This is a genomic window from Enterococcus sp. DIV0170 (assembly GCF_051710765.1).
In the GTDB taxonomy this organism is placed as follows: domain Bacteria; phylum Bacillota; class Bacilli; order Lactobacillales; family Enterococcaceae; genus Enterococcus_A; species Enterococcus_A raffinosus.
This window is the reverse complement of sequence record NZ_JBIOLG010000001.1, coordinates 2305499-2318114: the sequence shown is the minus strand read 5'-3', so window position 1 is coordinate 2318114 and position 12616 is coordinate 2305499. Positions and strand designations below refer to the sequence as shown.

14 protein-coding genes, 1 tRNA gene and 1 other annotated feature are annotated in these 12616 nt (G+C 40.2%); of the genes, 12 read left to right on the top strand and 3 right to left on the bottom strand.

Going from position 1 to position 12616, the window contains the following annotated elements:
- Window positions 1-55: 55 nt before the first annotated feature.
- On the bottom strand, window positions 56-787 hold the full coding sequence (locus tag IGI50_RS11265; protein WP_438776978.1) for an SDR family oxidoreductase: 732 nt from the start codon (window positions 785-787) through the stop codon (window positions 56-58).
- 81 nt (window positions 788-868) lie between these two features.
- Here IGI50_RS11265 and IGI50_RS11260 point away from each other — a divergent pair, with 81 nt between their 5' ends.
- The gene (locus tag IGI50_RS11260; protein ID WP_438776977.1) at window positions 869-1327 is read left to right on the top strand and encodes a MerR family transcriptional regulator; all 459 of its coding nucleotides are present in this window, start codon (window positions 869-871) and stop codon (window positions 1325-1327) included.
- Between the two features lie 15 nt (window positions 1328-1342).
- On the opposite strand, the gene IGI50_RS11255 is transcribed toward IGI50_RS11260, so the two are convergent.
- Window positions 1343-2878, bottom strand: a complete 1536-nt coding sequence (locus IGI50_RS11255) for a YfcC family protein (RefSeq protein ID WP_438776976.1) — start codon at window positions 2876-2878, stop codon at window positions 1343-1345.
- 210 nt (window positions 2879-3088) lie between these two features.
- On the opposite strand from IGI50_RS11255, the gene IGI50_RS11250 reads away from it, so the two are divergent.
- The 6 genes from IGI50_RS11250 to upp all read left to right on the top strand — a co-directional run bounded on the left by IGI50_RS11250 (window position 3089) and on the right by upp (window position 8861).
- On the top strand, window positions 3089-3670 hold the full coding sequence (locus IGI50_RS11250) for a thymidine kinase (RefSeq protein ID WP_010745790.1): 582 nt from the start codon (window positions 3089-3091) through the stop codon (window positions 3668-3670).
- A 3-nt stretch (window positions 3671-3673) separates the two neighbouring features.
- Entirely contained in the window at window positions 3674-4747 is a 1074-nt protein-coding gene (gene prfA, locus IGI50_RS11245; protein WP_010745791.1) for a peptide chain release factor 1, read from the top strand.
- Window positions 4740-5573 (top strand): peptide chain release factor N(5)-glutamine methyltransferase, encoded by an 834-nt coding sequence (gene prmC, locus IGI50_RS11240; RefSeq protein ID WP_438776975.1) that lies wholly within the window; start codon window positions 4740-4742, stop codon window positions 5571-5573. The genes prfA and prmC overlap by 8 nt, the downstream gene beginning before the upstream one ends.
- A 177-nt stretch (window positions 5574-5750) precedes the next feature.
- Complete coding sequence (locus IGI50_RS11235; protein ID WP_438776974.1) at window positions 5751-6764, top strand: L-threonylcarbamoyladenylate synthase; 1014 nt, start codon at window positions 5751-5753, stop codon at window positions 6762-6764.
- 68 nt (window positions 6765-6832) lie between these two features.
- The gene (gene glyA, locus IGI50_RS11230) at window positions 6833-8074 is read left to right on the top strand and encodes a serine hydroxymethyltransferase (protein WP_438776973.1); all 1242 of its coding nucleotides are present in this window, start codon (window positions 6833-6835) and stop codon (window positions 8072-8074) included.
- Window positions 8075-8231: 157 nt separating this feature from the next.
- Window positions 8232-8861, top strand: a complete 630-nt coding sequence (gene upp, locus IGI50_RS11225) for a uracil phosphoribosyltransferase (RefSeq protein ID WP_010745795.1) — start codon at window positions 8232-8234, stop codon at window positions 8859-8861.
- Window positions 8862-8981: 120 nt separating this feature from the next.
- Here upp and IGI50_RS11220 read toward each other — a convergent pair whose 3' ends face one another.
- Window positions 8982-9218 (bottom strand): hypothetical protein, encoded by a 237-nt coding sequence (locus IGI50_RS11220; RefSeq protein WP_438776972.1) that lies wholly within the window; start codon window positions 9216-9218, stop codon window positions 8982-8984.
- Window positions 9219-9352: 134 nt separating this feature from the next.
- On the opposite strand from IGI50_RS11220, the gene IGI50_RS11215 reads away from it, so the two are divergent.
- From IGI50_RS11215 to IGI50_RS11195, 5 genes are all read left to right on the top strand, one after another.
- Window positions 9353-9425: transfer RNA gene (locus IGI50_RS11215), tRNA-Thr, on the top strand.
- A gap of 141 nt (window positions 9426-9566) precedes the next feature.
- The gene (locus tag IGI50_RS11210) at window positions 9567-10187 is read left to right on the top strand and encodes a DUF1361 domain-containing protein (protein ID WP_438776971.1); all 621 of its coding nucleotides are present in this window, start codon (window positions 9567-9569) and stop codon (window positions 10185-10187) included.
- A gap of 89 nt (window positions 10188-10276) precedes the next feature.
- Window positions 10277-11476, top strand: coding sequence for an FtsW/RodA/SpoVE family cell cycle protein (locus IGI50_RS11205; protein WP_010745855.1), 1200 nt, complete (start codon window positions 10277-10279; stop codon window positions 11474-11476).
- Window positions 11469-11822 (top strand): arsenate reductase family protein, encoded by a 354-nt coding sequence (locus tag IGI50_RS11200; protein ID WP_010745856.1) that lies wholly within the window; start codon window positions 11469-11471, stop codon window positions 11820-11822. The genes IGI50_RS11205 and IGI50_RS11200 overlap by 8 nt, the downstream gene beginning before the upstream one ends.
- A gap of 4 nt (window positions 11823-11826) precedes the next feature.
- The gene (locus IGI50_RS11195) at window positions 11827-12159 is read left to right on the top strand and encodes a glycine cleavage system protein H (protein ID WP_010745857.1); all 333 of its coding nucleotides are present in this window, start codon (window positions 11827-11829) and stop codon (window positions 12157-12159) included.
- A gap of 62 nt (window positions 12160-12221) precedes the next feature.
- Window positions 12222-12473 (top strand) — a binding site (T-box leader).
- Window positions 12474-12616: the final 143 nt, after the last annotated feature.

The window sequence follows — 12616 nt, the reverse complement described above, 5'->3', positions numbered from 1 at the left end:
TCAATAAAAAAAACTCCCACCGATTTGGCAGGAGTAAGGAAGGTCTTCATGACTGTTAATTATCTTGTGCAGTTGCAGCGATGTCAATTTCACGAATAGTGACCTCTTGAGGCATATCATAAATAAATTTGACGCTTTCAGCTACGTGAACAGGGTTAAGTGTGATACCGCCCATGCCTTCTTTCCAAGCTTGATAGTCAGTTAAAGCCCCTTGATCGGTGACATGGGTTAATAATTCTGTTTCAGCGGCGCCTGGAGCAACTAATGAAATACGGACATTGTCACCAGATAATTCTTCTCGAATCGTTTCGCTCAAACCATGAACGCCAAATTTTGAAGCAACATAGGCCGCGTGGTTAGTGAAAGTTTTCTTTCCGGCAAGTGAAGACATATTAATGACCGTTCCGTGTTTGCGCTCTTTCATACCGGGTAGAACGATCTGCATCCCGTTTAACACACCCATTACGTTCGTGTTCATCATGGTTTGCCATTCTTTAGGATCTTGATTCAAGACATTGCCTAACAACATCACCCCAGCATTATTGACTAGAAGATCGACAGGTCCAAAAGCTGCTTCGGCTTTTTTGATGCTTGCTTCAAAAGCTTGGTAGTCAGTAACATCAACCTGTTCAACCATGACGTTGTAAAAATTTAACGGTAGAGCCTCGATTTTTTCAGTCCGACGACCGAGTAAAAGTAGTGGGTAACCTGCCTGATTAAAATGTTTAGCGATTTCTGCACCAAAGCCAGAACTTGCACCTGTAATGACGATTAAAGATTTTTCCATTAAAATTGCCTTCTTTCAAAATTATGATAGACTTACTCTACTACTTGGAGTTAACTCCAGGTCAAGAAGGAAGTATGGAAAATGAAAAAATTTTTGATTGGTGATATTACTAAAATGTATGGGATCTCTCAGGATACCCTAAGATACTATGATAAAGCAGGGTTATTACCTTTTATAAAGAAGAATAAAGCTGGTCGTAGAGAATTTACCGAAGATGATCTGGGCTATATAGAGGTAATCGACTGCTTGAAACGCTCAGGAATTCCTGTTAAGGAAATCGCGAAATTTATGGACTGGTGTGTAGAAGGCGACAAAACATTGCCACAGCGGTATACATTTATGATCGAGCAAGAAGCAGCATTGGAGAAAAAAATTTATGATTTACAAACACAGCTTGATTTTTTACGCTGGAAAAAATGGTACTATCAAACCGCCAATGAAGCAGGAACGGAAGAAGTTTTCTTCAAAGAGGGGACCCGACAAGTTGATGGTAAGTGGCATCAAAAATATTTAGCATCAAAAAATCCTGGATCCGTTTAAGATCCAGGATTTTTGCTAAGAGATCAATACGCCAATGGCTAGGAAGGCGAGGATCAAAACAATAATCGTGATTAATAGCTTGGTAACAAACTTGATCCACTTATCAAACCCAACGTTGACTACAGATAGAGAAACAAGAATCAACCCCGTTGGTGCTACCAATCCAATCAAGCCTTGGCCCCAATTGTAGGCATCTACAATCAATGCACGATCAATTCCGACAACATCCGCTAAAGGCGCCATGATCGGCATTGATAATACGGCTAGCCCAGAGGAAGATTGGATGAAGAAGCCTAAGATAATGTAAACAAGAAACATAAACCAAATGAAGATAACGTTGTTCATGCCGCTAATTGCGTTGCTAAAGAAATTCATGATTGTATCACTGATGAAGCTATTTTCCATCACGATACCGACAGAACGTGCCAAACCGACGATTAAAGCAACACCGAGAAGATCAGCCGCACCTGTAACAAAACTGTCGATGAATTTTTTCTCCCCTAAGCCGGAGACAAAAGCTAAGACATAGGTTACCGCTAAAAAGACTACAGCGATCTCAGTAAAATACCAACCTAACTGCTGGACACCATAGATCATAACTACAAAACCTAGGGCAAAAACGATCAATGAAAATTTTTGACGTCTGGTAAAATCAGCGTTTTTTTCACGATCCTGCCCACTTAAAAAGCGTTCGCGATCACTCTCTGCCTGTTCAGCGACTAAAGAAGCTGCGGGGTTCAAGCGTACTTTTTCGGCATAACGAATCGTGTAGAGAATCGAAATACCGACAGCGGCGATCCACATCAAAATACGTAAGGGCATGCCATCGGTAAAGCTGATCCCCGCGGCATTCGATGCAATAACCGTGGAGAATGGATTAATGGTGGAGCTCATTGTCCCGATGGCCGTCCCTAAGTAGATCGTGGCGACAGCCGTTAAGGTATCATAACCTGCTAATAAGAAGATCGGAATCAAGATTGGATAAAAAGCGATGGTTTCTTCCGCTAGTCCAAAAGTTGTTCCCCCAATCGCGATTAACGTAGTGACGATTACGATCAGCCATTTTTGTTTTCCTTTGAGCTTCTCTGAAAGGCGCATCATGCCAGCATCCATTGCTCCGGTGGCATTGACGATGCCGATGACGCCGCCCAAAATTAGAATAAAGATCATGATATCGACGCTTTCAGTAATCCCTTGAACTTGAGAACGTAAAAACTGAGTGATGGTTCCTGTTATCCCACGTTTTGGTTTTTTGATTTGCTCATAAGAATTTGGAATTGCTGCAGGCCGGTAGATTGTTCCGTCGCGAAACTTGTCGACTTTGATATGAATATCATATTTGTCTAATGTTTTTTGCGTTGCTGGCTCCATGACTGTTTTGTCTTGTGCATTGGTGATGGCGAATTGGTCTTTTCCGCTGTCATAGGTCAGGGTACTGTATTTTCCAGAAGGGATGAAAAAGGTTAGTGCCTGAACCATAATCAATACAATGATGATGACTGTGTACGCGGAAGGAAAACTGCGCCGTTTCTTTTTGTCCGATTGTTCCATGAAAAAGCCTCCTATAGTTTGTATTAATAAAAAATAATTACTATTAAAAAGTATAGCACTGAAGGCTTATAATCCTAAAAAGATCGCCTGTGACTTTCTGGAAAATCAGCAAGGATTCTTCTAAGAGATTACTTAATGAAAATTATTACTGTAAATAATCCAGCTTTTCCGCTATAATACGATAGGAACAAAAGGGAAAGGTGACATGAAATGGCCCAGCTTTTTTTTAAATATGGTGCGATGAATAGCGGGAAGACGATCGAGATATTGAAAGTCGCCCATAATTATGAAGAACAAAATAAACCGGTAGTACTGATGACCAGTGGCTTAGATACACGCGAAGGGGTGGGGAACATCTCTAGTCGGATCGGCTTAAGTCGCCCAGCGGTACCGATTTTTTCTGAAACCAATATTTTTGAATTCATCAAAAGTCTCGATTACAAACCTTATTGTGTCTTGATTGATGAATCTCAATTTTTATCAAAAGAACATGTCCTGCAATTGGCACAAGTCGTGGATGATTTAGATGTCCCGGTTATGGCCTTTGGCTTGAAAAATGATTTTCGTAATGAGATGTTCGAAGGATCGAAATATTTACTGCTGTATGCGGATAAATTAGAAGAATTAAAAACGATTTGTTGGTTTTGCCATAAAAAGGCAACGATGAATCTGCATTATATTGATGGTCGCCCAGTTTACGAAGGCGATCAGGTCCAAATTGGGGGCAATGAAGCCTATTATCCAGTTTGCCGCAAACATTATTTACATCCAGAAATTAAGGAGGAGAACTAATCCATGTACGATCAACTGCAAGCAATTGAAGATCGTTATGAAGAGCTAGGTGAATTACTGAGTGACCCGGAAGTCATCAGTGATACCCAGCGTTTCATGCAGCTTTCAAAAGAAGAAGCCAATACGCGCGATACAGTAGAAACTTACCGCCGCTATAAAAAAGTGGTGGAGGGAATCAGTGATGCTGAGGAGTTACTAGGTGAGAACTTAGATGCTGAAATGGCTGAGATGGCAAAAGAAGAGCTGTCAGACTTAAAAAAAGAAAAAGAAGTTTTAGAAGATGAGATCAAGATTCTGCTATTACCAAAAGACCCGAACGATGATAAAAATATCATTATGGAAATTCGCGGAGCCGCTGGTGGTGACGAAGCAGCGTTATTTGCTGGGGATCTTTTCAACATGTATCAGAAGTATGCTGAAAGCCAAGGCTGGAAAACAGAGGTCATGGAGGCCAATGTAACTGGAATCGGCGGGTACAAGGAAGTCATCATGATGATTACAGGTGACAGCGTCTTTTCAAAACTGAAATACGAAAGCGGCGCGCATCGTGTGCAACGTGTTCCATCAACGGAATCTCAAGGTCGTATTCATACATCGACTGCGACTGTCGTGGTGATGCCGGAAGCAGAGGAAGTTGAAATTGATATCGCCGATAAGGATATTCGGACAGATATTTACCACGCATCAGGTGCTGGTGGACAGCACGTCAATAAGACAGCGTCGGCCGTTCGTTTAACCCATATTCCAACGGGGATCGTTGTCGCTATGCAGGATGAACGTTCGCAAATCAAAAACCGAGAAAAAGCAATGAAGATTTTACGTGCTCGTGTCTATGATAAGATTCAACAAGAAGCACAAAGTGAATATGATGCAAGCCGTAAATCAGCTGTCGGTACTGGAGATCGTTCCGAACGTATCCGTACGTATAACTTTCCACAAAATCGTGTGACGGATCATCGTATCGGCCTAACCATTCAAAAATTAGATCAGATCCTAGCAGGTAAGCTGGATGAGATTATTGATGCCTTAATTATGTATGATCAAACCACGAAGCTGGAAGAGATGCAAAATGGCTAAAACTTATGTAGAAGTCCTGTCAGGGGCTTCTTCTTTTTTAGAAGCTTCTGGCAAAGAGGGCTATGCGATCGAATACCTTTTTTTAGCCCGTAAAAATTGGGATAAAACACAATGGCTGCTTCATATGCGGGAGGAAATCTCCTCTTCGGATGAAGCAATGATAAAAAAAGATTTAGCCAGACTGATGGAGAACATTCCTCCTCAGTACTTGCTGGGCTATGAATATTTTTTTGATCATCGTTTTAAAGTCACGAAAGATACATTGATTCCGCGACCAGAAACAGAAGAACTGGTGGCTTTGTGCTTATCCATGAATAACGATCATAAGCCTAAAAACGTTATTGATATTGGGACAGGTACGGGAGCAATTGCAATAAGTTTAAAGTTGGCGCGTCCAATGTGGCAGGTAACCGCTGTTGATATATCCGCAGCTGCGTTAAAAGTAGCAAAAGAAAATGCGGAGACGCTGCAGGCAGTTATTGATTTTAAGAAAAGTGATGTTTTATCGGGAGCTTCTGAAAAATACGATGTCATTATCAGCAACCCTCCTTACATCAGTCAAGACGAGTGGGATTTAATGGATGAAAGTGTACGAACTTATGAACCTAAAACGGCGCTTTTTGCTGAGAAGGATGGGCTAGCTATTTACCAAAAGATCGCTTTGGAAAGTCGTGATCATCTAAAAATAGATGGCATGATTTTTTTAGAGATTGGGTTTCGTCAAGGAATAGCGGTAAAGGAAATTTTTCAAACAGCCTTCCCCGAAAAAAAGGTAAGTATTCACCAAGATATGTCTGGAAATGATCGTATGGTCGTGATTGCGTAAAATTATTTTTATCAAACAAAATAATAAAAGAACATTGAAGTGACGGGATTCACGAGCGGAAAAAGTTATCAACATGGTTATGCACACTTGACAATTTGATTATCCACACCTCGGGGATAAGTAGAAAAAGAAAGTATTTAAATAAGGAAAGTTAGAAAAAGGAGCTGTGGAGAAGCTGTGGAAACGAAAATATTTCAATCAGATCAAATAGAGGAAGCGGCGGCGTTATTGCGCAATGGAGAGTTGGTGGCTTTCCCGACAGAGACGGTCTATGGACTCGGTGCTAATGCGCTTCTAGCCGAATCGGTGAAGCAAGTATTTGCAGTTAAGGGGCGTCCTAGTGATAACCCATTAATTGTTCATGTGGCGAACTTTTCGATGACAGAAGAGTTTGTTGAGAGCTATCACCCGTTAACTGAAACAATCATTGAACATTTTTGGCCGGGACCATTAACCTTGATTTTTAAGATCAAAACAGGGAGTTTGAGTCCTGTTGTTACGGGAGGGTTATCCACAGCAGCCTTCAGAATGCCAGATAATAAAAAAACATTATCTTTAATTGAAAAAACAGGAGCGCCACTAGTAGGACCAAGTGCAAATACGTCAGGAAAGCCAAGTCCAACGACTGCGTTACATGTTTACCATGATCTTAGTGGGAAAATTTCCGGGATTTTAGACGATGGAGCGACAGAAATCGGTGTAGAGTCGACAGTCTTAGATTTAAGCGGAGACCAGCCAACAATTTTACGACCTGGAGCAGTGACACAAGAAGTCTTGCAAGAAGTTTTAGGCGTAGAAGTGCCATTGGATAAGCACTTGGTTAAGGAAAGCGAAACACCAAAGGCACCTGGAATGAAATATAAACATTATTCGCCTGAGACATCTGTTTTAATGATCAAACCTGAGGATTGGCAAAAGGCGATGGAGTGGGCTGAAGCGAGGGATAAAAAAGTTGGTTTGTTGGTGACACCAACGACTGCTAACAAATACACTTCAGCGGATCGTTTTGTTTTTGAAGAGGACACCATTGAGGCGGCTACTCGAGGATTGTTTAGTGGCTTACGTGCCTTGGATGAGGCTAAAAAGTCCGATGTTATCTTTGCCGAGGTTTTTCCTGAAGATCACTTAGGATTGGCTTATATGAATCGTTTGAAGAAAGCGGCAGCTCAAAATTATTTTAGCGAAAAGTAAACAAAAGATTCGATTATCTGTTGAAACTTTCGTATACTTAAATCAGAAAATTGAAAGGTGGCGTTGGGATGGATTACAAAGCACTAGATCCCGAACTATGGGGAGCAATTGAAAATGAAGCGGAGCGTCAAGAACAAAATATTGAGCTGATTGCTTCAGAGAATATCGTGTCAGAAGCGGTACAAATGGCACAGGGGAGCGTCTTAACAAATAAATATGCGGAAGGTTATCCTGGTCGCCGTTACTATGGCGGTTGTGAATTTGTCGATGTTGTTGAAAATTTGGCAATTGATCGTGCAAAGGAATTATTTGATGCAAAATTTGCAAATGTACAGGCTCATTCAGGCTCTCAAGCTAACCAAGCAGCATATTTCTCATTGATCCAACCGGGAGATACCGTTTTAGGAATGGATTTATCTGCTGGAGGACATTTGACACATGGTTCACCTGTGAATGTCAGTGGAAAGCTCTATAATTTTGTCAGCTATGGCGTGGATCCTCATACAGAAACGATCGACTATGAAGTTGTTCGTATTTTGGCACGGAAACATCAACCTAAATTAATCGTAGCAGGTGCGAGTGCGTATAGCCGCACCATCGACTTTGCGCGCTTCAGAGAAATCGCTGATGAAGTGGATGCGAAATTAATGGTGGATATGGCACACATTGCTGGATTAGTCGCAACAGGTCTACATCCCAACCCAGTACCTTATGCAGATGTAGTAACGTCAACAACTCATAAAACTTTACGTGGGCCTCGTGGCGGATTGATCTTAACAAATGATGCGGATTTAGCGAAAAAAATTAATAGCGCAGTGTTCCCAGGATTGCAAGGCGGCCCATTAGAACATGTAATCGCAGGAAAAGCTGTTGCCTTTAAAGAAGCGCTAGCACCAGAGTTTAAAGAATATAGTGAACAGGTCCTAAAAAATGCCCAAGCAATGGTCAAAGTCTTTAACCAAGCACCTGAAACACGGGTGATTTCTGGAGCGAGCGACAACCATTTGTTACTGCTTGAAGTTACAGGTTTTGATGTTACTGGACGCGAAGCGGAAGAATTGTTGGATAGTGTGCACATCACCGTAAATAAGAATTCTATTCCATTTGAATCAAAAAGCTTCAAAGAAACGAGTGGGATCAGAATTGGGACACCAGCGATTACTAGTCGTGGTTTTGAAGAAAAGGATGCAAAGCAGGTCGCTGAATTAATCATTGAAACCCTGCGTTCAAAAGGGGACGAGGAAAAACTATCAGAGATTCGCAAAGCCGTTTTAGAATTAACAGATTCTCATCCGATTCATGCACATTAGACTAGTTTTCTTATAGCAGTTGTCTTATAATTAGGAGAAATGCAGAGTGCAGGATATCAGGTTCTCTAGCTAGTAGATTTAATTCTATCTATACCTTAGAGAAATGATAGAAGGCATGAAAAATGATTCTATTAAAATGAATAAGGAGCAATTTATTATGGGCAAGTTTCAAGTAATTGATCATCCATTGATCCAACACAAGTTAACGATTATTCGTGATAAAAACTGTGGAACGAAGGTATTTCGTGAAGTAGTAAATGAAATCGCGATGTTGATGGCGTATGAAGTTTCACGGGATATGCCATTAGAAGATATCGAGATCGAAACACCGATCACGTTGTCTACTCAAAAAACTTTATCTGGTAAAAAAGTTGCGATCGTACCGATTCTACGTGCGGGTATCGGCATGGTAGATGGTATCTTAGAATTGATTCCTGCTGCAAAAGTTGGGCATATTGGCATGTTCCGTGACGAAGAAACGTTGGAACCACATGAATACTTCTTCAAAATGCCAGAAGATATCGATAGTCGTCAATTATTTATCGTTGACCCAATGTTAGCGACAGGTGGATCAGCAATCATGGCGATTGACTCATTGAAAAAACGTGGGGCTTCAAACATGAAATTTGTTTGTTTAGTGGCTGCACCTGAAGGCGTTAAAGCATTACAGGAAGCACACCCAGATGTTGACATATACACTGCAGCGTTAGACGATCAATTGAACGATCAAGGCTATATCGTTCCTGGTCTAGGAGACGCAGGTGACCGTTTATTCGGAACAAAATAAGTACAAACGCGAAGGCAGGAATTTCCTGCTTTCGCGTTTTTTATTTTTTGCTGTATGAATGTGAAGACTAGATAAAAAAGCAGCACGGAAGTCTCCGTACTGCCTGTTGCAATTGAGGATCTAAATCTTTTTCATTTGTTTATAATTGATGACGACAACGCCATTGGAATGAGTAATTAAGTCTTCATTGTCTTGCTTCTCATCAATTTCAATGACTGCTGCGTTTTTCAATTGTTTAGCGACCACCCCAGTTTGAGATTGACCGCGAATAGTGAACATGACGTGTGTCTTTACGGGAAACTTTTTCCCAGCTTCGGAAGGATCAACGTGTGCCTCTATTTTACCAAATGTAGCCATCTATTTCGAACGCCTCCTTTTATCACATACCTAATTTTAGCATATTTTCAAGTTTTTTTCATGTAATCGCTTTTTGAGAAGAATCTTACTTTACTTTTTCGCAGAAGTTTTTTATAATTTCTCTTGTACGAAATGCCAGCTTAGCTCAGTTGGTAGAGCAACGCACTCGTAACGCGTAGGTCACAGGTTCGAATCCTGCAGCTGGCACTACTTCAAGTCGTCATGTCAAAGTTAACTCTTTGATAGTGGCGGCTTTTTATTATTACGGGAAAGAAATTCAAAAAGATTTCAAACTGTTTTTGTAAATTCTATGGTACCGTTAAAGTATAGAGTTTTTTAAGGAGAAGTATGAAGAAAAATTATGTGTTTCATTTAGTCGTGTGGGTCTATATTTTATTTATGCATTTTGGACAACAAACCTTTTCATTTATGGGATTGAATGTTTTTTTAGCGTGGTTGCCTATTCTTTTTGCGCAGCTGTTTATTCAGATAAAGGATTCTTGGCGATGGATTTTTGTCCCTCTGTGGCTTTTGTTTTTCCCAAACATTCCGTATTTAATGACAGATTTATTTCACTTGGCTGCTTTAAGGATTTATCAGCCAGGCGGTCATTTTTTAATGGACTCTCAAGGATGGTGGTCGTATCTTTTATTAGCATTACCGATCGTCTTGATGTTATTTATTGGTATGGCTCAGGTATTCAAATTATTTTCAGCTATTCAACTCAGTAAAAAACAAAAAGTGAGTAGTGTAACTGTATTAGCGCTCCTTTCTAGTATCGCAATTTATATTGGTCGATTTGATCGGGTGCATTCTATCGAATTGGTGGTTCATCCTGTGACTGTTTTGAAATTATTAATTGGCAATTGGTCGGTCGAAAAAATTCAATTTGTCTTGATGTTCAGCATTTTACAGCTGGGAATATGGGGACTGATTTCTTATTTACAACAAGAGACGAAAGAAGAATAAAGATTTTGCAAAGTCAGCGATGCTTGCTTTTCTTTAGGCAAAGAAGCGTCTATAATAGAGCGAGTATACTGGTGGAAAAGAGATGAACGATGGATAGACTAAAAAAGAATAATGATGATAGCCGGATTGATTATGGCGTCATTTTACCCGTATTTTTATTATGTTTGATCGGGATGCTGTCACTATATGTAGCGTTGACTCATGATACTATCAGAGATCCCAATGTTTTTCGTGGGCTTGCGATGCAGGCGATTTGGTATGTAGTTGGAGCATTAGCCGTTGTAATTATCATTCATTTAGATGCAAAGCTTCTGTGGCGTCTGACGCCATTTTTATATGTTATTGGTTTGGCTGTTATGTTGGCATTGTTGAAATATTACGATCCTGCATTGGCTGCTTCAACAGGTTCAAAAAACTGGTTCAAGTTTGGTACATTTACATTCCAGCCATCGGAATTGATGAAAATCGCCTATATTTTAATGATGGCATTGATTATTACCAAACATAACGTAACGAATAAACTGCATTCGTTAAAGTCTGATGTCTTTTTAATTGGCAAGATGCTGCTAGTGACCCTCCCAGTGCTTGGGTTGATTTTAGCACAAAAGGATTTTGGGACCATGTTGGTTTTCTTAGCCATTTTTTCAGGAATGTTTCTGATGTCGGGAATATCTTGGTTGATTTTAGTTCCGGCGATTGTGTTAGCAGTAGTTGTAGGCGGGACCTTGATCTTTTTAGTAACGACGGATTCTGGACGAGAACTGCTTACTCATATTGGTTTTAAGAATTATCAATTTGCCCGAATTGACTCATGGCTAGAGCCTTTTCATGATCCTCAGGGGAAAAGCTATCAATTGGCTCGTTCATTGATGGCGATTGGTTCTGGCGGAATGTTTGGAACGGGCTATAATGTTAGTCATGTCTATGTGCCAGTACGTGAATCCGATATGATTTTTACTGTAATCGGAGAAAATTTTGGTTTTATTGGCGGGGCCTTTGTTATTTTGCTCTATTTTATTTTGATTTATCGAATGATTCGGTTATGCTTTGACATGAATAATGAATTTTATGCTTATATCGCTTCAGGAATTATCATGATGATGCTGTTTCATGTTTTTGAAAATATTGGGGCAAATATTGGATTACTGCCATTAACAGGGATTCCACTACCATTTATCAGTCAAGGAGGATCATCGATCTTAGGAAATATGATCGGGATTGGCTTAATTTTATCGATGCGCTATCAAAGTGCGAATAAGAAACCTATTAGGAGGACACGCAGTGCTTAAATTTTATTGGTATCCTAAATGTTCAACCTGTCGTAAAGCAAAAGCTTGGCTGGATCAAGCGGGAATTGATTATGAAACGATTGATTTGGTTCAAGAGACACCTTCAGCTGATACTTTTGAAAAGTGGCTCACAGCTAGTGATCTGCCTGTAAGAAGATTTTTTAATACAAGCGGCATGAAATATCGTGAGCTTGGATTGAAGGATAAGATGGCTGAATTATCCGTTAAAGAAGCTAGTGATTTATTGGCAAGCGATGGGATGCTAGTAAAGCGCCCGTTGTTAATCAAAGAGGATCAATTTTTATTAAATGGTTTTAAAGAAACAACTTACGAAGGAGCGTTTTAAATAAATGAGTTACTTGAAAAAAAATGAAGGTCTATGGATCTTGCACAATGATAAAGATTTTTGTATGGGATTAACAGCAGAGATGGCAGAAACGCTTGGCGAGGTGACGTTCATTTCTTTACCAAAAATTGGTCAAACGGTTAAGGCTGGAGAACCTTTATTGGAGATTGAAGCTGAAAAAGCTGTTCAAGAATTCAAAAGCCCATTAACAGGTGTTGTTTCCTCAGTTAGTGAAAAAGTTTTGGCTGATCCGGCCGCGCTGAATGTAAAAGAAGAATTAGATGCCTGGATCTTGTCATTACGTGAAGTTGATGTCGACGAGTTTGAAAACTTATAAAGAAATTTTCATTTGATGTTTGACAGGATAAAATCTCCTTGATATAATCCTTTCATACACATGAGAAAGCGATGAAAAGAAAAGTACATCTGATTAAAGTACAAAGAGAGCTCCAGTATGCTGAAAAGGAGTTACGGAAATGAGATGGAAAATGGTCTTTGAGCAGGATGGACGAAGCAGGTGCCAAGTCTATCACGGGAGTGCCCGTTACAGCACCTCAGTATACGTGGAAAACAAGTACTGGCAGAGGTTGTGATCGTAAGGTCAGAACGAATTTTAGGTGGTAACACGGAAGTCAAACTTTCGTCCTAAGTGTACATTCGTACATTTTTTAGGGCGGAAGTTTTTTTGTTGTTTTAGAAGGAATGAATTTCGTGAGTTCCGAGTCAGCTGTGGCCGGACTGATCCTATCTAGGGTATCTGTGATGAATAGTTATCCGCAAGTTGGATATGTGAA

Bases quoted from the DNA above. Each gene is read 5' to 3' on its own strand.
- IGI50_RS11260 (WP_438776977.1), top strand. From the start codon at position 869: ATGAAAAAATTTTTGATTGGTGATATTACTAAAATGTATGGGATCTCT.
- prfA (WP_010745791.1), top strand. From the start codon at position 3,674: ATGTACGATCAACTGCAAGCAATTGAAGATCGTTATGAAGAGCTAGGT.
- prmC (WP_438776975.1), top strand. From the start codon at position 4,740: ATGGCTAAAACTTATGTAGAAGTCCTGTCAGGGGCTTCTTCTTTTTTA.
- IGI50_RS11210 (WP_438776971.1), top strand. From the start codon at position 9,567: ATGAAGAAAAATTATGTGTTTCATTTAGTCGTGTGGGTCTATATTTTA.
- IGI50_RS11205 (WP_010745855.1), top strand. From the start codon at position 10,277: ATGGATAGACTAAAAAAGAATAATGATGATAGCCGGATTGATTATGGC.
- IGI50_RS11255 (WP_438776976.1), bottom strand. From the start codon at position 2,878: ATGGAACAATCGGACAAAAAGAAACGGCGCAGTTTTCCTTCCGCGTAC.
- IGI50_RS11220 (WP_438776972.1), bottom strand. From the start codon at position 9,218: ATGGCTACATTTGGTAAAATAGAGGCACACGTTGATCCTTCCGAAGCT.
- IGI50_RS11250 (WP_010745790.1), top strand. From the start codon at position 3,089: ATGGCCCAGCTTTTTTTTAAATATGGTGCGATGAATAGCGGGAAGACG.
- IGI50_RS11265 (WP_438776978.1), bottom strand. From the start codon at position 787: ATGGAAAAATCTTTAATCGTCATTACAGGTGCAAGTTCTGGCTTTGGT.
- IGI50_RS11195 (WP_010745857.1), top strand. From the start codon at position 11,827: ATGAGTTACTTGAAAAAAAATGAAGGTCTATGGATCTTGCACAATGAT.
- upp (WP_010745795.1), top strand. From the start codon at position 8,232: ATGGGCAAGTTTCAAGTAATTGATCATCCATTGATCCAACACAAGTTA.
- glyA (WP_438776973.1), top strand. From the start codon at position 6,833: ATGGATTACAAAGCACTAGATCCCGAACTATGGGGAGCAATTGAAAAT.